This is a genomic window from Massilia sp. DJPM01 (assembly GCF_030348125.1).
GTDB classification, from domain to species: domain Bacteria; phylum Pseudomonadota; class Gammaproteobacteria; order Burkholderiales; family Burkholderiaceae_D; genus Telluria_A; species Telluria_A frigida.
In genome coordinates this window covers 79,504-101,419 of sequence record NZ_JAQOZV010000015.1, presented here as the reverse complement: position 1 = coordinate 101,419, position 21,916 = coordinate 79,504, and the positions used below count along the sequence as shown (strand labels likewise).

18 protein-coding genes and 1 tRNA gene are annotated in these 21,916 nt (G+C 65.0%); 10 read left to right on the top strand and 9 right to left on the bottom strand.

Annotated features, from left to right (window positions below):
• Positions 1-13 precede the first annotated feature (13 nt).
• The 6 genes from PO883_RS12295 to PO883_RS12270 form a co-directional block, all read right to left on the bottom strand.
• The gene (locus PO883_RS12295; protein WP_289310022.1) at positions 14-2,689 is read right to left on the bottom strand and encodes a type VI secretion system Vgr family protein; all 2,676 of its coding nucleotides are present in this window, start codon (positions 2,687-2,689) and stop codon (positions 14-16) included.
• 499 nt (positions 2,690-3,188) lie between these two features.
• On the bottom strand, positions 3,189-3,773 hold the full coding sequence (locus tag PO883_RS12290; protein WP_289310021.1) for a DUF4142 domain-containing protein: 585 nt from the start codon (positions 3,771-3,773) through the stop codon (positions 3,189-3,191).
• A gap of 297 nt (positions 3,774-4,070) precedes the next feature.
• Entirely contained in the window at positions 4,071-4,880 is an 810-nt protein-coding gene (locus PO883_RS12285) for a response regulator (RefSeq protein ID WP_289310020.1), read from the bottom strand.
• 32 nt (positions 4,881-4,912) lie between these two features.
• Positions 4,913-5,254, bottom strand: a complete 342-nt coding sequence (locus PO883_RS12280; RefSeq protein WP_289310019.1) for an Hpt domain-containing protein — start codon at positions 5,252-5,254, stop codon at positions 4,913-4,915.
• On the bottom strand, positions 5,251-5,637 hold the full coding sequence (locus tag PO883_RS12275) for a response regulator (protein WP_289310018.1): 387 nt from the start codon (positions 5,635-5,637) through the stop codon (positions 5,251-5,253). Before PO883_RS12275 ends, PO883_RS12280 begins: the two co-directional genes overlap by 4 nt.
• A 27-nt stretch (positions 5,638-5,664) precedes the next feature.
• On the bottom strand, positions 5,665-7,683 hold the full coding sequence (locus tag PO883_RS12270; protein ID WP_289310017.1) for a PAS domain S-box protein: 2,019 nt from the start codon (positions 7,681-7,683) through the stop codon (positions 5,665-5,667).
• A 305-nt stretch (positions 7,684-7,988) separates the two neighbouring features.
• Between PO883_RS12270 and PO883_RS12265 the strand changes: the two genes are divergently transcribed.
• From PO883_RS12265 to PO883_RS12235, 7 genes are all read left to right on the top strand, one after another.
• Entirely contained in the window at positions 7,989-8,576 is a 588-nt protein-coding gene (locus PO883_RS12265; RefSeq protein WP_289310016.1) for a hypothetical protein, read from the top strand.
• Between the two features lie 123 nt (positions 8,577-8,699).
• Positions 8,700-8,770 (top strand) — tRNA-Cys (locus PO883_RS12260).
• Between the two features lie 39 nt (positions 8,771-8,809).
• Positions 8,810-9,946 (top strand): right-handed parallel beta-helix repeat-containing protein, encoded by a 1,137-nt coding sequence (locus tag PO883_RS12255; protein WP_289310015.1) that lies wholly within the window; start codon positions 8,810-8,812, stop codon positions 9,944-9,946.
• 374 nt (positions 9,947-10,320) lie between these two features.
• The gene (locus PO883_RS12250; RefSeq protein WP_289310014.1) at positions 10,321-12,213 is read left to right on the top strand and encodes a carbohydrate-binding module family 20 domain-containing protein; all 1,893 of its coding nucleotides are present in this window, start codon (positions 10,321-10,323) and stop codon (positions 12,211-12,213) included.
• A gap of 248 nt (positions 12,214-12,461) precedes the next feature.
• Positions 12,462-13,766, top strand: coding sequence for a sodium:proton antiporter (locus tag PO883_RS12245; RefSeq protein WP_289310013.1), 1,305 nt, complete (start codon positions 12,462-12,464; stop codon positions 13,764-13,766).
• Between the two features lie 102 nt (positions 13,767-13,868).
• Entirely contained in the window at positions 13,869-14,537 is a 669-nt protein-coding gene (locus PO883_RS12240; protein ID WP_289310012.1) for a hypothetical protein, read from the top strand.
• Between the two features lie 37 nt (positions 14,538-14,574).
• Positions 14,575-15,024 carry a hypothetical protein gene (locus tag PO883_RS12235; protein ID WP_289310011.1) on the top strand — a complete coding sequence of 150 codons (450 nt, stop codon included), beginning with the start codon at positions 14,575-14,577 and terminating at the stop codon, positions 15,022-15,024.
• 25 nt (positions 15,025-15,049) lie between these two features.
• Here PO883_RS12235 and PO883_RS12230 read toward each other — a convergent pair whose 3' ends face one another.
• Entirely contained in the window at positions 15,050-15,373 is a 324-nt protein-coding gene (locus PO883_RS12230) for a transposase (protein ID WP_289310010.1), read from the bottom strand.
• A gap of 49 nt (positions 15,374-15,422) precedes the next feature.
• A complete protein-coding gene (locus PO883_RS12225) occupies positions 15,423-16,808 on the bottom strand; it encodes a thioredoxin family protein (protein ID WP_289310009.1) in 1,386 nt (461 codons plus the stop codon).
• A 110-nt stretch (positions 16,809-16,918) separates the two neighbouring features.
• Here PO883_RS12225 and PO883_RS12220 point away from each other — a divergent pair, with 110 nt between their 5' ends.
• Together PO883_RS12220 and PO883_RS12215 are read left to right on the top strand one after the other, a co-directional pair.
• On the top strand, positions 16,919-18,766 hold the full coding sequence (locus PO883_RS12220) for an AsmA family protein (protein ID WP_289310008.1): 1,848 nt from the start codon (positions 16,919-16,921) through the stop codon (positions 18,764-18,766).
• A gap of 121 nt (positions 18,767-18,887) precedes the next feature.
• A complete protein-coding gene (locus PO883_RS12215; protein ID WP_289310007.1) occupies positions 18,888-19,706 on the top strand; it encodes a hypothetical protein in 819 nt (272 codons plus the stop codon).
• A 15-nt stretch (positions 19,707-19,721) separates the two neighbouring features.
• Here PO883_RS12215 and nudC read toward each other — a convergent pair whose 3' ends face one another.
• Entirely contained in the window at positions 19,722-20,543 is an 822-nt protein-coding gene (gene nudC, locus PO883_RS12210; RefSeq protein WP_289310006.1) for an NAD(+) diphosphatase, read from the bottom strand.
• A 224-nt stretch (positions 20,544-20,767) separates the two neighbouring features.
• On the opposite strand from nudC, the gene PO883_RS12205 reads away from it, so the two are divergent.
• The gene (locus PO883_RS12205) at positions 20,768-21,772 is read left to right on the top strand and encodes a glycosyltransferase family 9 protein (protein ID WP_289310005.1); all 1,005 of its coding nucleotides are present in this window, start codon (positions 20,768-20,770) and stop codon (positions 21,770-21,772) included.
• Positions 21,773-21,916: the final 144 nt, after the last annotated feature.

Below are 21,916 nucleotides of genomic sequence, written 5' to 3'. Positions count from 1 at the left end.
GAATCGAAAACGATTAACTGCCGCCGCTACCCTTGCCGCTGCCATTGATCACAGCCGCCGCGCCGCTGGCCACCGATCCCACCACGCCCACGATGGCGCCAAGGTCGCCGTTCTTGACCGCTTTCGCTGTCTGGGCGAGATTCTTGAGTTCCTTGAATACGGCCAGCGGACTCATTTCCCCGTTCATCAATTTTTCCAGACCGGTGTCGATGCCGGCCATGCCAGGGCCACCGCAATCGACCAGCGACGATCCCGTCGCCGCCGCCGCGTCAGGAGGCGCTTCCTTCTTTGCCTCCGGCGCAGCTGGCGGCGCTTTGGCGGCGCCGCAATTGAGCTGCACCAGGCCGCCATCGGCATTGATCTGCGCGCTGCCCAGCAAATGAATCTGGGTGCCTTGCAAAAAAATGCTGCCATCGCTGCGCAAGACGATCTTGGCCGCTCCGCACGCCAGTTCCAGATGCTCGCCGACCGAGGTAATGTGACTCTGGCCGATGGTCCTAGTTTCCGTTTTGCCGATGCTGACCTCCTGCGTGTCGCCCACCGTCACCTTGCGCGATTTGCCCACCGTCAGCAGGTCGGCCACGCCCACGGCGGTACTGCGCACCATCCCCACGATCAGCGAGGATGCAATGCCGATATTGGTCATGCGCGCCAGGCCGATATTCTCCAGATTGGCCATGCCGATATGTTCCTTCTTCAGGCGCGCCACCTTGATCGACCAGTTCTTGCCGATCTTGTCGGACCGGTTATTGCGCACTTCCTTGTCGCGGTTCTTCCCGATCGTGATGCGCTCGTTCTGCCCGACTGTCTCGGTGCGGTTCTGGCCAATGTGGATCGTTTCATTCTTGCCCACGTCCTCGTCGCGATGGTCGCCGATGCTGATCGTTTCGTTATGGTCGACCCGCTCGCTGCGGTTGTTATGCACGGTGATCGTTTCGTCATGGTCAACCGTTTCGCTACGGTCGTGATGGACCGTGATGGTCTCATCGCGGTCGACAGTCTCGGTGCGGTCGCGCCTGATATGACTGGTCTCGTCGCGATCGATGGTCTTGCGGCGGTCATGGCCGACCCATTTATCTTCATCGTGCTCGACTTCCGTCAGCTGGTCCTTTTCGGCGTGCAGCCAGAGCTGCTCCGCGCCTTTCTTGTCCTCGAAACGCAGCGCATTCGCATTGTCGTACCTCCCGCCCGGCGTGGAACGCGTCAGGATGCCGGACTGGGTTTTGTTATCGGGCAGTGTCCAGGGCGGCATGGTATTCACGTTCGGAACCATGCCGGTGATGATCGGCCGATCCGGATTGCCATCCATGAACTGCACCAGCACTTCGGTCCCGACGCGGGGAATGGTGGACATGCCGAAATTGGCGCCGGCCCAAGGCGTTGCAACGCGCAGCCATGTGGAACTGTTCTCGTCGTTGATTCCGGCGCGGTCCCAATGGAATTGCACGCGTACGCGCCCATATTCGTCGGTGTGAATCTCCTCACCGGCGGGACCGACCACCGTGGCGGTCTGGATACCGTGAATCCGGGTATCGGTGCTGTTATGCCCGCGCGGCGGCCGCCAGGGAATGATCTTGCGGATCGCCTTGAGCCGGTTGTCGTAATGCGACGGCGTGGCGGCCTGGCGATGGTAGTTATTGCTCGCGCTGTGACGCACTTCGGTGATCAGGAATTCGCGCGCCTGCGCATCGTCGCCGGATGCCGTGGCATCAAAGTGTCCGGATAGCCGGAACCAGCGGCCGGGCATGGCGTGGCGGTTATTGCCGCTGCCATCGAACTGCTTTCCACCCGCTTCAAGGGCTTCGATCTGGCGCTGCGCCACCTCGCGCGCATTGCCGCTGTCCTTGAAGCCGTAAGCGCCCGCATATTCATAGGACTCGATATCGAGCACCTCCCCCTGCTGCTGCACCGTTGGCAGCGATGTCGTCGCCGGACGGCCGGTCTTGAAATCATAGGACGCCAGCGCCACGGTTCCCTGCGTGATCTGACGGCCCGGCGACCATTCGCCGATGCCATCTTCCTCGGCCGAGCCGCCATGCCGCTGAAATGCCACCTCGGGATCGCCATCGATCGCCGGGGCGCCGGTCGAATCATCCGAGAGCACCAGTTTGTGGCCATGTTCCGTATGCTCGAACCAGTAAAGGATGCCCGCCGATGCCCAGCGCCGCTCCAGGTAATTGCTGTCGCTTTCGCCGAACTGGCAGGCGTCGGTCATGACCGTATCCGCGCCGCTCACTTGCCAGTCCCAGTCGGCCACGTTGCTGTAATCGCTGAAAATGCTGGCGGTCTGCTGGTAAAGCGTGGTGTTGTGAAACAGGTAGTTATCCTTGCGCAGGTCCAGATAGTTGTACCAGGGCCCCAGCCGCGCCTCGTAATACGACACGCCACCGTCGACCGTCTTGAGGCTGAAGCCGAAAACCCGACCGGTGAAATAGCGCATGCTGCCATCCTTGCGCACCAGCTGCACGCACAGCATCTTTCCCTGCAAGCTTTTGAGCGGGATATTCGGCTCGTCCGAGAGCAGCTCGACGATGTATTCAAACGGCCGGGACAGCGCTTCGGATGCGTCGAGCGAATTGACCAGCAACTGTGCGGCCGGACTATCGTCGTTGGGAAACGACAGCCGCAGGAGGCGGTCGTGCTGGCGATCGCTGATCAGGTCGCGCAAGCTGTGCGGCGCTTCGCTCATGCCGGCATCCTCCCAGGGCGTCGATCACGGAACAGGCTGCGGCAGGTCACAAGAAAGACGTCTGGCATATCGGTCCCGAAAAATTGAACGATTGGCGAAAGCGGATGTCTGACTTTAAGCGTCGCCTCTGATCGCTCAGATGACGGTGCGCAACATTTTCGGGAGGAATATGGATGACGGCGGCCGTACGTTCGGGCAATCGTCGAAGAGGAGAGATTCGTCAGATAAATACGACAGAGTATGGGACGCGTGCAGAAACTGGACGCGTGCGGGTCATGGCGAGGCTGATGTGCTCAGCCTCGCCATCCCGCACCAGCGCGCGCTGCGCCGGTGCGGTCGATGCCCTTAGTGTTTGCCGGCGTTCTGCCCGTTCGCATCGCCTACGACGGGCGGCTTGACACCTGCGGCCGGGCCGGTGTTTTGGCGCCTGCCATCGCGGTGGTGTGGGCAGCGCCGTGCGTGGCGCCGCCTGGCGAGCTGTGATCGTTCGCTTCGCCCGTTACCGGGGGCTGCTGCCTTTGGAGCCGCCCTTGGCAGGGGCCATGCCGGCGGCCGAATGCAGGTGTTGTTCGACCGTCGGCAGCATCTTGGCGGCCAGGGCTTTGACGTCCGGGTCCTTGGCCTTGGCTTTGAATTTTTTCAGCGCCGCGTGCACCGCCTTGTGATCGCCCACGCCGGCTTGGGCCATGTACGCCTTGTCGAAGGCATCGCCGTTGAGCTTGCCCAGCTTGGCGGCCAGCGCCTTGTGTTTGCTGTCGACCTCGGTCGGAAGCGTTACACCCTTGGTCTGGGCCAGTTGCGTCACGTCGCCCAGCGCCTTGGTGTGGTCGTCGATCATTCGCTGCGCGAACGTTTTGACTTCCGCGTTCTGGCTGTTGGCCAGCGCCAGCTTGCCGGCCTCGATTTCAGCCATGTTCGCGCGTGCCATGTCGGCCACGATTTTCTGGTCGCCCTTGCTCAGGGCACTCGCCGCAGGCGTGTTCATGGTCGCCGCGCCCGCCTGGGCGTAGCTGCTGACCGGCATGGCGAAAGCGGTGGCAACAGCGGCCCCCAGTACACATTTGATCAAAGTCGATTTCAGCATGTGGATCTCCTCGTGTTTGAAATAATGTCATTAAACCAATGGCACCGTGGAGCCAGTCTAGCTGCGTAGGCATTTTCCGAGCGCCCTGTAGCCTTTACACAAGCATATTTTCTGGCTGGCGAGGAATCGCAGCGAGCGCGATATACGCGACGCTACCAAGGCGGCTCAACGAGGCGAGAGATCGACAACGGGAATGCAAGGAAGGTGCCGGCGCGGGCTACCGGCGGGCGCATACCAGCGCGGGCATACCGGCGCGGGCGTACCGGCCCCGGTACGCCGCCGCGCCAGGCGATGGCGTCAGATCCCAACCACGCTCTGAATGCAGGAATACAGCGTTTCCCATTTGAAGGGTTTGAAGATGTAGGCGTCGGCGCCACACTTTAAGCCTTTCATCACCTGGTCGTCGGACACTTCCGAGGTCACCATCACGACCGGCGCCTTGGACCAGCCTGCGTTGCGGCGGATGGCGGCCAGCAGATCGAAGCCATCCTTGCCGGGCAGGCCGGGCAAGACGATGTCGAGCAGCACCAGGTCGGGCGCCATGGATGTCTGCACCACCGCCAGCGCATCGTTCATATTGCCGGTCGCGTGCACGGTAAAACCCTTTTCGCTCAACAGCACCACCAGCAATTCCGACAGTTCCTCGTCGTCTTCGACCACCAGGGCTGTCAGGGCATGTTTGCTCTCACCCAACTGCGCCTTGTTCCCGTAAGAATAAAAGCCCATGCTTTTCAGTTCGGTCGCACCGCGCCGGGCATGGGCCCAGGCTTCCACGCTTTCTTGCGGGGTCAGCTCGGTCACTTCGAGGGTCGGCAGGGATTCCGAAAACTCGAGTCCGTCATCGTGCACCGCGACCTGCCGCTGCGCTACCGGCAGACTCTGCTGCGCGCCGCCAAATACGCGCACCAGACCCAGTTTGGTCAGCGCGTCGAGTTCGTTGACGAGCTTATCGATCGACATGCCGCCCAGCGCAAGAAAATCGCGCACGCAGGAGCGTCCGTTCACCATCGATAACACGCGGGCCGGATCGCGGGCCAGATTCCTGCACCCGTTTTTCAGCTCCGCCATGCCCTTTGAAGTTTTGCTGTAGATCGTCGATGTATTCATGATTTCCTGTTCCTGCCTGAAGGGCGGTGTCTTTACGGTGCCGGCACCGGCAAGGCCATGTGCCGCAGAACGGCCACGTCGGCTCCGATGTCATCCAGATTCTCGATTGTCCAGTCGTTTTCAGCAAGCTGCGTTTTGATTTTTTCTTCGATGCGGCGCGCCGCCAGCCCCAGTTCGGCCGCTCCGAACGTGCCGGCCGCGCCGCCCAGCGAATGCAATAGCCGGTACAGTTCCTGCCAGTGCGCACGGCCGGCCATATCGCTTCGGCACAGCGCATACGCCGCATTGATTTGCTCGAAACGGGCCGGCAGGCGCGTACGGAATCCCTGTGCCAGCAGTGCCACCCTGGCTTGCAGATCGGTGGGCATGTTCATGCCATGGCCTCGTCCCACAACTGGCGCACCTGCAGCGCCAACTGCATCGGATCGAAGGGTTTGGCGATCACGCCCAGCGCGCCCAGCGAGCGGTAATACGCCACTTCGCTGGCCTGCACCTTGGCCGTCATGAAAATGACCGGCGTGCTGGCGGTATTGGGCAGCTTGCGCAATTCGGACAGCGTCATCGGGCCATCCATGCCGGGCATCATGACGTCAAGCAGGAGCAGGTCCGGCTTGCATTCGGCCGCCGCCAGCAGCGCTTCGCGGCCCGAACCGCAGGTGCGCAAAGTGAGTCCGCCGACCATGTCGAGCGCCATCTGCGCGACCGTCTGGATATCGGGATCGTCTTCCACGTACAGGACCAGGGAAAGTGCAGTCATAAATAAGGACGTCCTGAAAAAACACGGTTAGGCCGCGAGCGGCAGTTCAAAGAAGAATTCGGTGCGCACGCCGCATTCGCTGAGAAAATCGATGCGGCCGCGGTGCCTTTCAATGATGGCTTTCGAGATATTCAGGCCAAGGCCGGTGCCGCCTTTCGGGCGGCTGTCCGAGGCATCGGCCTGGGCGAATTTCTGGAAGATGCGGTCGCGGAACTGCTCGGGAATGCCGGCGCCGTGATCGGTCACCGACAGCCGCGCATATCCCGGCTGGCGCAGCAGGCGCACGTCGACCACGCCGCCGGGCGGCGCGAATTTGGCCGCATTCGAGAGCAGGTTGACGATTACCTGGATCAGCCGGTCGGAATCGGCGGCCACCATCAGGTCGCCATTGTCGGAGCGCAGGTCGAAGCTGACCTTGTACGGCGAGGCAAACGCGTGGGTGGCGGCGATGGCCTGTTCCACCAGCGGCAGCAAGGGCTGGACCACGGGCTCGAACCGCATATTGCCGGACTCGATTTTTTCGACGTCGAGAATATCGTTAATCAGGCGCACCAGGCGGTCGCAATTCTTGCTGGCGATATCGAGCAGCACCTTGGCGCGCAGGGGAATCTCGCCGGCCGCGCCGCCCGCCAGCAGCCCGAGCGAGCCTTTGATGGACGTCATCGGGGTTCTCAGTTCATGCGAGACCGTGGAAATGAAGTCATTCTTCATGCTCTCCATTTTCTTGCGTTCGCTGATATCCTGCGCGATGCCGACAAAGCCCGCCAGCGCGTTTTCATCATCCCAGATGGCGGAAATCGACAGCAGCACCGGCAGCCGGCTGCCATCCTTGCGGATATAGGTCCATTCGGATTCGTCGGGAAGGCGCTCGCGCGCCTTGGCGATGAATATGTCGGCGCCGGGCCGGATCGGGCGCCCCAGTTCGACGCTGAGCGCGTGCACCCGCGCTTCCAGCTCCACCGGGTCATGCAGCACCAGCAGCGCGGACTGGGTGCGCATTTCGGCTTCCGAATAACCGAGCATGCGCTGGGCGCCATCGTTGAACATGATCACCTGGCCGTGCACATTGACGTAAATGATGGCGTAGTTATTGCTGTTCAAGATCGCATGCTGGAGGCTGAGCGTTTCCGCCAGGCGCCGGTTCAGGCGTTTCATTTCATCGGCATTGCGGCGCCGCGCCGAAATATCGCGTACCAGGCCGGTAAAGGCGCGGCGCCCGTTGATGTGCATTTCGCTCACCACCAGGTTGGCCGGAAAACGGGTGCCGTCGCCGCGCTGCCCGATCAGCTGGCGGTTGAGGCGCACCCCATCGCCGAGGCCGTCGCGCACCAGTTCCTCCATATACGCGGTGACGCTGGCGCGGTAATGGCGTGCCACCAGAACGCTGAAGGGCGCGCCGATGATCTGGTCCGGCTGGTAAGCGAACAGGCGCTGCGCCTCGGGATTGAAGGTTTCGACCAGGCCGCCATCGTCGATGGTGATGATGGCGTCGCCCGCGTGTTCGACAATCGCCCGCAGGCGCGCTTCCTGGTCGCGGCTGACCCGGGTGGCCTGCTTGATCGTGTACACATTCAGTTCGAGTTCGGCCCATTGCGCCAGGTCGCACAGGGCGCCAATCTCGTCGTCGGAAAAACTGCGCGGCACGCGGTCGATCAGGCACAGGGTGGCGATCAGGGCGCCGTTATCGGCGCGCAGGGGAATGCCGGCATAAAAGCGGATATGCGGAGGCCCCAGCACCAGCGGATTATCGGCAAAGCGCGGGTCGGCCGCCGCATCGGGAATGACGAACGGGAAATTGCGCAGGATCGCGTGCCCGCAAAAGGAGATATTGCGCGGCGTTTCACGCGCGTCCAGGCCCAGGCGCGATTTGAACCACTGGCGTTCGCTGTCGACCAGGGTCACCAGCGCGATCGGGCAGCCGAACAGGCGCTGGGCGGTGCGCGTGATACGGTCGAAGCGCTCTTCGGGCAGGGTATCGAGGATATTCAGGCCGCATAGTGCGGCCATGCGCGCGCTTTCGTCGGCGGGTACTGGGGCTTCAAGCACGGTAATGGCTTTCCAGGTTTGGCGCCGGCCGCCGGCCACTCAAGCCACAGCCGTTCATTTCACATCTGGCGCGGTCCCGCCGCGATCGTTGCACTCCGCGCAAATAGCTATCGGTAATGATCGAATATACCCGATTCTCCCCGTCCGTGGTGTCGCTTGAACGCTGCCGGGCAAACCCCGCCACCCACCCTGTTGTGTTTCTTTCAGGAAGTTATTTATAAGGGAATACTGATGGATTTACTATAATATCGGCATTGCTTGCCCCCGCCGGGCGATTCAAAAACGACTAACCAAGGAACGACCCCATGAACATCACCTCCAAAGCATTGCTTCTTGCTTCGTGCCTGTTTGGTGCGGTATTGCTGCAAGGCTGCGGCGGCACCAGGATCAAGGCGTCGGCGACCAGCAATCCGCCGCCGTCCGAAGCGTTTTCGGCGTTTGGCCGGATCGAGGTGCGGCCGGTGGTGTTCGGGTCCGACGTCAAGGTCGATCGGGATGGCCTGGACAAGATCGAAGCGAACCTCCAGAAGGATTTGTCGGCATCGCTGCTGGAATGGAACACGCGCCCGGCGAATGGCCGCAGCCTGATCATCCAGCCCGTCATCGAGCAGATGAGCTTCAAGCGCGGCGCCACGCGCGTGCTGCTGGGGCCACTGGCCGGCAGTTCCGGCGTGCTGCTGCGCCTGAAAATCACCGATGGCAAGGGCCGCAGGGTGGCCAATCCCGAGTTCTTCCAGCGCGCCAACGCCATGTCGGCCGGCTTTACCCTGGGCGTGCACGATAACCTGATGCTGACCCACGTGGCCAGCCTGGCCAGCCGCTATATCATTAACAATTACAGCCGTGCCGAAGGCGGCGCGACCGGTGCCGACCTCAAGTCCGTCAACCCGTAAGCAGCGCTTTCCCTGGCAGTACGAGCGGCCCCGCGCGGGCCGCTTTTCTTTGGGCGGCGCGCAAACGGTTTATTTGATCCAGTCGGCATGGGATGGCGCGGCGCGGGTGGACACTATTCCCATGGCGGAGTAGCAAAATGGCAATGCACCAGCCTGCAACGCTGGGTAAGCCGGTTCGATTCCGGCATCCGCCTCATGATTTCCAGCACGATCCGGCGAAAAGGAAACTGTTGATGAACCCATCCAGGCCCCACCCTCCCCTCCCGCTGGCGGCATTGCTTGCCGGCCTTGGGTTATCCCTCCCGGCGCACGCCGCCCCGGCGCCCGCCACCTACCACTACTACGTTGCGAGCGACGGTTCGGATGCCAATCCGGGCACCGCCACCCAGCCCTTCGAAACCATCCAGCGCGCCTCGCGGGTGGCCCTGCCCGGCACCATCGTGCACGTGGCGCCGGGCACCTACGCGGGTGGCTTTCGCACCATGATGAGCGGCACGCCCGAGCGCCGCATTGCCTACATCTCGACCGTGCGCGGCGGCGCGCGCCTGGTGCCGCCGCGCGGCTCGACCACCAAGATGGCATGGGAAAACCGTGGCGACTTCGTCGATATCGTCGGCTTCCAGGTGGACGGGCGCAACGGCCATGGCGGCGTGCGCTGGACCTACGGCATCTACAACGCCGGCTCTGGCGCGCTGATCCGCCACAACCACGTGCACCACGTGGGCCAGGACGTGCCGTGCACCAGCGCCAGCGCGGCCGGCATCAGCATCGACAGCTACTACAAGGGCCGGCTCGGCACGGTGAGCGGCAATACCGTGCACGACATCGGCCCGACCGATTGCCGCTTCGTCCAGGGCATCAACATGAGTACCAGCGGCAGCGTCACCAACAATGTGCTGTTTGCCATCGGCGGCGCGGCGATCCAGATGTGGCACGACGCCACCAATGTGGTGGTGAGCCACAACACGATCGCCCGCTCGATGACAGGGATCCTGGTCGGCGGCGGCGACCCTTACTACATCAAGGGGCCGAACGATTTCACCAACGTGCATAACAACATCGTCTACGACAACAAATACGGCATTTCGGAACAGGGGGCGACCGGCCTGCACAACAGCTATCGCAACAACCTGGTGTACCTGAATGTCGTCGCCGACTGGCAATTGAACAATGGCTTGCTGCATAGCGGCACGGTGGCGCAAGCGCCTCAGTTCCTGCGCTACGGCAAGGACGGCCTGCCCGATTTCCGCCTGCGCCCCAGTTCGCCCGGGATCGGCAAGGGCAGCGCCGCATCCTCGGCGCCGGACGACATCGCCGGCAAGGCGCGCGCCCCGGCCAGCGGCATCGATATCGGGGCTTACCAGCGTTAGACATCCCGCAGCAAACGAGCGTGGGGCTTGGGGATGGGCCGGAGGATGATTCCTCCGGCTTTTTTGTTTTCTGGGGCAGCAATGACGATGTAGAGATACTACATCGACAGGTGAAGCGACGCGGAAAATCACACACACCCAAGCAAAATTGATACATTCTCCATGCCCCAGTTTACATTTTATGTAGTTGTGCTACATTCCCACTCCGGAGACACATAAGGGCCCAGCCCGCCGCCTCCGTCCGGCGCCCACCTGGCGCCGCACCACCGTCCTCGTTTCAAGCGGCCGCACCCCATGCATGGAGACAGATGGGACCAGCGTGCTTGTGCCCACACTGTTGTGCATTCCACTAGCAAAAACCATAAGGAAGCAACATGACATCACTTCGTACATCGCCCCTGCTGCGCTCGCTGATCGCCGCCGGCATCCTGTGCGGCGCCGCTGCCGGCCAAGCTGGCGCGGCCGGCTTCAATGCCCCGGATACCTCGGTCCAGATGTTCCGCTGGAAATGGAACGACATCGCCCGGGAATGCACCAACTGGCTCGGCCCGCAGGGCTACGGCGCGGTCCAGGTATCGCCGCCGCAGGCATCGGCCAGCCTGGGCACCTGGTGGGACATCTACCAGCCGGTCAACTTCACTTCGCTGGGCAGCAATATGGGGAGCGAAGCCGAATTCCAGGCGATGATCAACACTTGCCACGCCGCCAAAGTGCGGGTGTACGCGGATGTGGTGGTCAACCACATGGCGGCCGGCGCCGGCACCGCCACCAATGGCTCGGCCTGGAACTCGGCCACGCTCAGCTACCCCAACTTCAGCGCCCAGGATTTTCATCCCGCCTGCGACATCCAGGGCGGCGACTACGGCTCGCCGGGCAACCGCAACAGCGTGACCAACTGCCGCCTGAGCGGCCTGCCCGACCTCAAGTCCGGGAGCAGCTATGTGCAGGGCCAGGTGCGCACCTTCTTCAACAAGCTGGTGGCGATGGGCGTGGACGGCTTGCGCATCGACGCGGCCAAGCACATGGCGCCGGGCGACATCGGCGCGATTCTGGCGGGCACCAACCGCAGCGCCACCTCGGGCGAAACGCTGTGGCTCACCCAGGAGGTGATCCCGGACAGCAACGTGGTGCGTTCGGGCTACTTCGGCAATGGCACCCTGAACGAATTCCAGTACGCGTACGCGCTCAAAGCCGTGTTCCGCAATGAAAACGGCGCCAATCTGGCGCAAATCCGCAGCATCATGGGCACGCCCGGCAACTGGGGCGGGACCTGGGGCTTCGTGCCGGGCGACAAGGCGACCGTGTTCGTCAACAACTGGGACACCGAACGCAACGGCACGTCGCTGGTGGCCAGCAACTACGTGGCGGGGCAGGTCAACGATACCCAGGGCAGCAAGCGCTACGACCTGGCCAATATCTTCATGCTGGCGTGGCCCTACGGACACGCGCAAGTGCATTCCGGCTTTCGCTTCAACAGCTACGACCAGGGTCCGCCGGCGGCCAGCCCGTTCGATGCGAATGGCAATCCGCTGATCAATCAAGCGTGGGATTTCATCCACCGCTGGTCGGACATTGCGAATATGGTGGCCTTCCGCGCGACCACGGCCGGCCAGGGTATCGATCACTTCGTCAACGGCACGCCGAACCAGATTGCATTTGCGCGCGGCAGCAAGGGCTTTGTCGCCATCAACAATGACGGGGCGGCGTGGAATGCATCCCTGCAAACGCTGCTGCCGGCGGGGACCTACTGCAATGTGGTGACGGGCAAGCTCAATGCCGCGCAGACAGGGTGCAGCGGCGACAGCGCGACGGTGGGCAGCAATGGCATGGTCAGCGTGAGCATTCCGGGCAATGGCGGCGCCAGCGTGCCGGCGCTGGCCTTGCATGTGAATCAGAAAGTCAGCGGCGGCGGTGGCGGGACCACGCCGCCAGCCTGCGCTACTGTGGCGGTGACCTTCCGCGTGGCCAATGCGAATACGGTGCCGGGACAGAACGTGCATGTGACGGGCAACCGCAACGAGCTCGGCAACTGGACCGCGACCAATGGCAACCAGCTGGCGATCGAGGGCAGCGGGACCAACGCGGCGTGGTCGCGCACGGTTCAGTTGCCGCCATCGACCGCGATCGAGTACAAGTTCCTCAAGCATGGCGCGGTGGCGGATGTGTGGGAACGCAACCAGGCGAGCGCCAGCGGCAATCGCCAGGCCACCAGTCCGGCCTGCGGGGCGGCGGCACTGGTGCTCGATGCGGGCAGTTTCGCGTTTTAACTGGGGGCCCACTGCCTCGTCGCCCGCGCAGGTTGGAGCCCGGATCCAACACCTCGTCGCCCCCGCGCCAAGGCGGCACTCGGCGGGGGGCGACGGTAGTGGGCAGGGGCGACAGTAGTGGCCGGGGGCGACGGTAGTGGGCGGGGACGCCGATAGAAGGCAGGGCTTCAATCCGTACGGCAACAGCGCGTAGGGAAACAGTTGTCTTCTGTAGAATCGCCCCACTCCCCTACCCGCCAATGCGCTCCATGACGACTACCCACTGGTTTATCCTGATCGGCTGCCTGATGCTGGCACGGGGCCTGATGGCGACCAGTATTTCGCGCTTGCCGTTCACCTCGGCCATCGTTTACCTGGGGGTCGGCCTCGGCCTTGGCCCCATGGTGCTGGGCATCTTTTCCTTCAGCCCGGTCGAGCAATCGCACCTGCTCGAAACCCTCACCGAAATCGCCGTGCTCGTGTCCCTGTTTTCGGCCGGCGTGAAGATGCCGGTGCCGATCTCGCGCCAGCGCTGGATGCCAGCCATCCGCCTGGCCTGGGTCTCGATGAGCCTGAGCGTGGGCTTGATCGCCGCCTTCTGCTACTTCGCGCTGGGCTTGCCGCTGGGCGCGGGCGTGCTGCTCGGCGCCATCCTCGCCCCCACCGACCCGGTGCTGGCCACCGACGTCCAGGTGCGCCATCCCGACGACCGCGACCAGCTGCGCTTTACCCTCACCTGCGAAGCGGGCATGAACGATGGCTCGGCCTTTCCCTTCGTGATGCTGGGCCTCGGCCTGCTCGGCGCCCACGAACTGGGCGACCTGGGCTGGCGCTGGGTGCTGGTCGACGTGCTGTGGGCCACCTTGGCCGCGATCGCCATCGGCACCCTGGGCGGGGCGGCGCTGGGCCGGCTCGGGTGGATGCTGCGCGGCAAAGATCCCAAGCACGAGGTGCTCGACGACCTCGTCGGCCTGGGCTTGATCGCCGTCGTCTACGGCTTGAGCGTGGTGTTCATGGCCTGGGGCTTCCTGGCCGTGTTTTTCGCCGGCGTGGCCCTGCGCCAGACCGAACTGGTGCTGTCCGGCGCCCACAAGGACCGGCAGGGCTTGCTGGTGCCCGAGCACAGCAAGGACACAGCGGGCGCCGCCGCGCGGCCGGCCGATGTGCCGCTCACCGTCAGCGCCGAATCGCTGGTGTTCAAGGAGCATCTGGAAAGGCTGTCGGAACTGACCCTGGTCTTGCTGCTCGGCGGCATGGTGTCGATGCATGACTGGAACTGGCGCAGCGTCGGCACAGCCCTGTTCCTGTTCGTGGTGGCAAGGCCGCTGAGCGTGATGATCGGCCTGCTCGGCTCGGACAGTTCGATGCGCATCCGCGGCATCACCGCCTGGTTCGGGGTGCGCGGCATCGGCTCGCTGTACTACCTGATGTACGCCCTCAACCACGGCTTGCCGGTCTCGCTGTCGCACCAGCTGATCCAGATTACGGTGGTGGTCATCATGCTCTCCATCGTGGTGCACGGCACCAGCGTCAAGCCCCTGCTCGAGCGCTTCTGGCGCAGGAAACAGACATGAACAGCCGCGCTGCGGCGCGCATGAGCCAAGCCAAACCGGGCCTGCGGGCCGAGCCTACAATCGATCTCCTCCCCAGTGTTTTTCCACGAGGCGGTGACGGCCATGGCTACTTTTTCCAGTGCATCGCGCGCGGCGCTGACAGCCGCGCTGACCCTTTCCGGCGGCGCCGCGCTGGCGCAGCCGCGCGTGCCGGCGGACGACCTGGCGCGCTTCGGCATGGCCGACGGCAGCTGGCTGTCGGAACCGCCGCGCTACTACGCCGGCGCGGCCACGCGCATCCCCGCTCCCGGCTTCGCCCGCGCCATGGGCCTGAGCACCAGCGCCTGGTGGGGCATGGCTAACAGCAACACCACCAATTACTCGGTGGGCGGCATCGTGCTCATGTTCGGGCAGGATGCGCCGCCCGCCGCGCCGGTGGAAATCGCGCGCCTGCTGGCGCAGCGCGCACTGGCCGCCACGCCGGCCGCCACCTCGACCTGCATGCTGCCCTGGCTGCAGTGCGCCGCCTTCGGCAGCCTGGAAACGCGCATACGGGCGCAAAACGCCTTCCTGAACGGCGGGCGCGCCAGCGACGACGCCCTGCAGGGCCGGCGCACCTTCGTCCATGCACTCAGCGCCGGCCTGCGCTTCGACTTCCCCTACACACGCACAGCCGAACACGGACCCTGGTTCCTGCAACTGCGGGCCACGCGCCGCTCGTCCGCGTTCAAAAGCACGCTGCCCAGGCCGCGGCGCGGGGGCGTCTCCCTGACCATCGGCACCGAGTTCTGATCTATACTTGCTGGCATTACTCCACAGGAAAGCGATCATGCGCAGGTTCTGGATTTTACTGACGCCGCTGCTCCTGGCCGGCTGCATCAAGAGCTCGGCCAGCTACTACGTCGATGACGGCAGCAACGACCACGTCATTACCGTGCGCGCCGAGCAGGAGTACTTCTGGAAAAAAGAAATCACCCTGACCCTGGTCGCCGCGCACATGCCGGAATGCCAACGTGTGTTTCCCATGTCCAGCATGCCGCTCCACGATGTGTCGGTCGAGCTGTTCTCGAACGGCGACGATGTGTACACGCTGCGCTCCGGCACGGAAGTAATGCAGGTCGACACGCTCAGCTGCGCCTTGCTGGCCGAACCGGCACCCAAGGCATTGGGACAGCCGGTCGGCACCTTTTTCCTCGATGAAAAAAACATGACGTTTGAAAAGGCTGCGGCGCCGCACGCGCCAGCGCCAGGCACCGCAGGTGCCGGCGGTGGCGCATGAGGCGCTGACGTCCGAGCGGGCGCCCTCAGTGCCGGCCCAGCACCTTGTGCAGGGTGGCAATGGTGGCGGGCCGGCCGATGCGCTCCAGCGCCGCTTCCAGCAGCATGGGTTCGCCCGGCCGCAGCGCCGTCCACTGCGTGAAATATTCGTGCACCGTGCGCCACGGCGGAAACCCCTGCGGCACGCCGCGCCAGGCGCTGCCACTTTCCAGAAAATATAACACCGCGCAAAACACATCGTACAGATCGTGCTTGCGCGGACGTGTCCTGCGGCGCGCGGCTTCCAGCATGCCGCGCACCGCCTCAAACTCCTCGCGCGAAACGTCGCTTGCGAACTCGGGTCGTGCCATCGTCGTTAACCTCAAATCTTGTTTGAGGGTCTGATCTGGAACAGGTTCCCTAAATTTGTTCCTTGACTTCGATCAGTAAGCCCCGCTTAAGCTTTTCGACTTGCTCGCTGGAATTATTCACAGAGGCCAGCTTGCCCAGCATGCGCGCGAGCTGGGTGCCGTTGCGGCGGCAATGGGCGTCGGCCATGCCGTCCACCAGGGACCGCAGCGCGCTGGCGAGTCGGCCGATGCGCTGCGCGTCATCCGGCGTGGCATCGACCAGCGCCAGCAGGAAGGTGGCGCCCCATTGCAGGCGCGTGGCGGGGCCGGCGGCCTGTTCCCAGGCTTGCTGGTACCAGTCGAGCATGGCGGGCAGGTCGCCACGTTGTTTGGCGATGGCGGCCAGGCTGTGCATGAAGTAAAACGGTGCGTGCGAGCCGGGCAGCGCGGCGCGCAGCACCGCGTCGGCGTCGTCAAGCAGGCCGGCGTCGGAGAACGCGCCGGCCGCGCTATTGATCACATGGTGGCGCAGCGCCGGTTCTTGCGCGGCCGCCAGCGCACTGGCAACCCGTTCGCGCAGTAGTGCGTCCAGGCCGGCAACAGGGCTGCCGAGGCGCGCCATGCGCACCCGCACGCGCAGGGCCGCCAACTGGTCGGCCGGGTCCAGCGCGTCGGACGACTCCAGCCGCCGCAGCGCATCGGACCATGCCGTGCTCAAGACCATGCGCTGTTCCGACTGCGGCGCCGTCAGTGCGCGCACCAGGTCGACCGCGTAGTTCGTCACCAGATCGGCCTGCGCCAGCACCGCACGCGGGTCGGCCAGCGTGCGCAGCAGCAGGTCCAGCCCATCTTGCGGCACCGGCGACGCGCCGGCATGCAGCGCGTGCCAGGCCAGGCGCAATGCCGCTTCGGGTTCGTCGCAGGCATCGCACAAGGCGGCCAGCGTGGCGGCCAGGTCGCGCCCGGCCAGCAACTGGCCTTCATCGGTATCCCAGGAATAGAAAGCAAGCAAGTGCCATTCGCCGGCGGACAGGGCGCGCTGGCCCGCCAAGGCATCGCCCAGCGCTTGCGCCGCCGTGAACGGCGCCGTCAGCGCCAGTTGCAACAGTTGAAGAACGCGCGGCCCCGCCAGTTCGCACGGCAGGCGCGTGATCTCGGCGCCATCCGGGCGGTACAGCACCAGGGTCGGATAGCTGCGCAGGTGCAGGCGCTCGGCGGCACGCTGGGCGCCGGCGGCGTCGCCATCGATGTGCAGCGCCACGAACGCGGGCGCCAGCGCGGCAAAGCCGGGCTGCGACAGCACTGCCGCCTTGAGCCGGTTGCAGGGCGGACACCACACGGCGCCCCAGTACAGGAACAGCGGCTGGCCGGCGGCACGGGCCTGGGCAAACGCGGCGTCCGGATCATGATGCCAGCCGATGCCGGTGGTTGTCTGCGCGTTGGCATCGTTGGCCATATTCCTGTCCCGAGAATGTTGAAAGTGGCCAAAGTATATCCAAAACAGGGGCATGCCGGCGGGCCTGCCCGGTGCTACACTCGACGCCTTTCCCGCCTCCGAGTTTCGCCATGCAAGCACGCATCAGGATCGCCGTCATCGCGCTGGGCGCCACCGTGCTGGTGCTGGGCAGCGCCGTGGGCATCCTGGCGGCGCGCTTCGACCCGAACGCCTACAAGAGCGCCATCGTCGAGCGGGTGCGCGAGAAAACGCACCGCACCCTGGCCATCGGCGGCGACATCCGGCTGGCCGTGTATCCGCGCCTCGGCGTGCATCTTGGCAAGGCCAGCTTGTCGGAACTGGGCGGCAAGGGCGAATTCGCCGCGCTCGACAGCGTGCGCCTGTCGTTCGCGCTGGTACCGCTGCTGCTGCGCCAGGAAGTGGTGATCGACCGCATCGAACTGCGCGGCATGCGCGCCACCCTGGTGCGCCAGGCCGACGGCAGCATGAACATCGACGACCTGACCGCCGCGCGCGTCAAGACCGGCGCCGGCGAGCGTGCCGGCGCGGCCGGGAACGCCGGCGCCGGCGCCGGACCGGCCCGCATCCGCTTCGCGGTCGACAGCATCCGCGTCGACAACGCCCATCTGCGCTTCGACGACCGCAAGGCCGGCCGCGTCGTCGACATTGCCCGCCTGAACATCGATTCCGGTCCGATCGCGCACGGCGTACCGAGCCGGGTCGCGCTGTCGGCCAATATCGGCGTCGACAAGCCCGCGCTCAACACCGTGCTGATTTTCGAGAGCGGCTTTTCGCTCGACCGCGACACGCGCCGGGTGGCGATGACAGAACTCGACGCCAATCTCGACCTGTCGAGCCGGGCCGGCATCGAATCGCGCGCCAAATTGAAAGGCAGCCTACAGATCGACTTCGGCAAGGAAATGATCGAAGCCGCGCTCAAAGGCAAGATCGACGACAGCGCGGTCAGCGGCAAGGGTGCATTGCGCGACGGCATGCTGCAACTCGACATCGATATCGACCGCCTCGACGTGGCGCGCTATCTTCCGCGCGCGCTGCCCGCCGTGCCCGCCGCACCGGTGGACGCCGGCCCGGCGCCGGACCAGCCCATCGACCTGTCGGCCCTGGCCCGGCTGCGCGCCAGCGGCACCTTGCAGGTGGGCGAACTGACGGCGGGCGGCCTGCGCGCCGCAAATGTGCACGCGGTGCTGCAGGCCGACGCCGGCAAGACCAGCATCAAGCCGCTCTCCGCCACGCTATACGGCGGCAACGGCAACGGCGCGCTGAGCCTCGATTTCACGGGCGACGCCAGCAATCCGCGCATGACGCTGGTGCAAGACCTGCGCGGCATCTCGCTCGGCCCCCTGCTGTTTGACGCCACCGGCAAGACGCCGCTCAGCGGACGCGGCGACGTCCAGCTCGCCCTGGCAACGCGCGGCGCCAGCAGCATGGCCCTGCGCGAGGCGCTGGGCGGCACGGCGGCGCTGCGGCTGCGCGACGGCGTCATCGGTGGCATCGACCTGGGCCGGCTGGTGCGCGAAGCAAAGGCCGCCGCGGGCGTGGGCAGCGGCGCCGACTCGACCGGTTTCAGCGAACTGAACGCGACCTTCCGCATCGATGGCGGCCTTGCCCACAATAAGGATTTGTCGGCAAGCACGCCGCTGTTGCGCATCGGCGGCGAAGGCCAGGTCGACCTCGCGCACGAGACCATCGACTACCGCTTGCGTTGCACCGTGGTGCCAAGCCTCGCCGGCCAGGATGGCCCCGCTGTCGGCACCTTGAACGGGCTGACGATACCGGTGGCGCTGGGCGGCCCGCTGGCGCAAATGACCTGGCAAGTCGACGCGGCGGCACTGGGCACCGAAGCGGCGCAAAAGATGCGCGCTACCTTGCCGGCTGGCGGCAAGGAAAAACTGAAAGACCGCGTCAAGGACGTGCTCGGTGGACTGTTTCCGCGCTAACAGGCTATTCGTGGCAAGCGCACGACAGTGCCGCATCTTGTTGAGCAAACCGGCAGCATGGGGCTGGGCTTTGGGCTAGCGTCAAACATAGCAAGCCCTGGCATACTCATCGGGAGGATCCATGTTCAACAGCACAGTCCTTGAAGTGGCGGTTGGCCTGACTTTTTGCTACGCGACGGTAGCATTGATTGTCAGCACAGTACAGGAAGCACTGGCGTCGGCGCTGAAACTGCGCGCACGCGGGCTGCTCGAAGGCATCAAGAGCATGCTCAACGATCCGGATTTCACCGCCCTGGCGCGCACCCTGTACGCCCATGCGCTGGTCAATCCGCACGGCAACCCGGCGCTTCCCGGGCAGGAGGACATCGGGACCAAGCCCTCGTACATCAAGCCCGAGCATTTCGCGATCGCCCTGATCGATGCCATCCAGTCGATTCCGGGCGACTACGACCAGCTCGGGCGCGACATCGACGCCCTGACCGATCCGCAGATCAAGCGTGCGCTGCAAGGCATTTACCAGCGCGCCGGGGGCGACATGGCGCGCTTCCAGGCATCGGTGGAAGGCTGGTTCGACAGTGCGATGGACAGGGTGTCCGGCCTCTACAAGCGGCACTCGATGGTGGTCAGCGTGCTGCTGTCGCTGCTGCTGGCGGCGCTGTTCAACATCGACAGCATCCACCTGTTCCGGACCCTGTGGGAGCATCCCTCGCTGGCGGCCCACATCGGCGCGGCGCCGGCCACCCTGAACCCGCAAGTGATGCAGATGCTGTGGACCTTGCCGGTTGGCTGGGAACAGTTTCCTCCGGCCTGGAACAGCGCGTTCGCGCTCAGTGTCGCGGGCTGGGTGTTGACCGCCTCCACCGCGCTGTTCGGCGCCCCGTTCTGGTTCGACCTGATGAAGCGCACGGTCCAGGTGCGCGGCACGGGCCCCAAGCCCTGAGGCCTGCGCCCGCCGTCAGCGAGCGCGGTCGGGACGGTGGGCTTCGACCAGGACGGTCGAGATGGAAACATGCGGAATGCGTTCGGGCCATACGTCGTTCGGCCCGAACCAGCGCGCTTCGACGATTTCGCTCGGGTCCACCCGGATCTCGCCATCGAGATAATCGGCGGTGAAGGCAATCATCAGGGAGTGAGGAAACGGCCACGACTGGCTGGAAAAATATTGCAGGTTGTGGACCCGCAAGCCGACTTCCTCGAACACTTCGCGGTGCACCGCTTCTTCCACCGATTCGCCCGCTTCCAGGAAGCCCGCCAGCGGCGTGAAGCGCTTGCTGGGCGAGGCGGCGTGCAGCGCCAGCAAGACATGGTCGCCCTTGCGGATCAACACCATCATCGCCGGCGAAATGCGCGGATACGCCATCATGCCGCAGGCGCTGCACACATAGCAGCGCTCGCCCGCTTTCAGCTGCATCGGCTGGGCGCAGGCGCCGCAGAAGCGGTGCGTGCGTGCCCACTCGGCAATCTGGCTGGCGCGCCCGGCCACGCTGAGCAAGTCCTCGTCGAAACCGCCAAACAGGGAACGCACGCTGCGCCAGGTGTAACCGGGCAGGGCCAGCTCCTCGCTGGCGTGCCACAGGGTCTGGCAATAGCGCCCGCCCAGGATGCCGACCGGATGCGGCGTGCCCGCGATGTCCAGGCGGGCAAGCGCGTCCGCGGAGGGCATGCCCAGGTCGGCTTCGCGCAGCAGCAGGCGGCCGCCATGGAAGACAAACGTCACCGGATCGGAGTGGGATTGCGCCGTGATCAGCGGCGTAAACGTTGAGGGCATCTGAAGCATGCGGCCAGCCTTTTGTGTTGTGGACTGCAGGCAGCATACCGCATTTTTCAAGCATGGATTGCCCGGCCAGGACGCTGCAAGCGGCACCCGATGCGATCTGGATCAAACTGGCGCGAACCGCATCGAACGCAGGCGACGCCGCCCGGTCATACCACAGTGCCCGCGCGGGCATGGCCGGACTGCGCAGGCGGCGGCAACGACGCTCACCTCAATGACATGATCCCATGACGACATCCTCCTGGTTAGCCCGGCACGACAAGGCCAAGGTGGTCATTTTCCGCGCGCTTCAGCTCGGGGACATGCTGTGCGCGGTGCCGGCCCTGCGCGCCTTGCGCGCGGCCATGCCGGGCTCGCGCATCAGCCTGGTCGGCCTGCCCTGGGCGGACCAGTTCGCCCGCCGCTTCAGCGCCTATATCGACGAGTTCATTCCCTTCCCCGGCCACCATGCGTTTCCCGAACAGGCCGCCAGGCTCGACCAGCTGCATGACTTCTATGCCGGCATGCGCGCGCGCCGCTTCGACCTGGCGCTGCAAATGCACGGCAACGGCCAGTACAGCAATGCGGTGGTGCGCGCATTCGGCGCGCGCGCGATGGGCGGGTTCGGAGCCGCGCCGGGCGGCGGCGATGAATGCCTGATTCCGTTTCCCGACACCGGGGCGGAACCGCTGCGGCTGCTGGAACTGGCGACGGGCCTTGGCGCGCCGGCGCGTGGTCCCCAGCTGGAGTTTCCCATCACCGCTGCGGACGAGCACGAGCTGGAAGCGAGCGGCGTGGCGCGCGGACTGGCGCCGGGCAGCTATGTGTGCGTTCATCCGGGCGCGCGCTGCGCCGACAAGTGCTGGCCGGCGGCGCGGTTTGCGGCAGTGGCGGACCAGCTGGCGATCCGGCCGAGGCTGAAAACGGTACTGACCGGCTCGCCCGCCGAGGTGCCGCTGACGGCCACCGTGGCGCGCCTGATGCGGCGTGCACCGGTCGATGCGGCCGGGCCCTTGTCGATCGGCGCGATGGCGGCGCTGATGAGCCGCGCGCGCCTGCTGATCTGCAACGATACGGGCGTGTCGCACATCGCGGCCGGGCTCAGGCTGCGCAGCGTGGTTATTTTCAGCAAGGCGGATATCCGGCGCTGGGCGCCGCTCGACCAGCAGTTGCATCGCTGTCTGTGGGACCCGTTCGGGGAGCAGGCGAAGACCGTGCTTGATCAGGCAAGGGCATTGGCGATGCGGCGGTGAGCATCGTTCCGGACACTATCGACGTCATTGCGGCTACGCCGCTTGTACCGCCCCTGCCTGCTCGTTCCCACTACTTCCTCGTCCCCCCTGCCTCGTCGTTTCCCCTACCTCCTCGTTCCCCCTGCCTCGTCGTTCCCCCTGCCT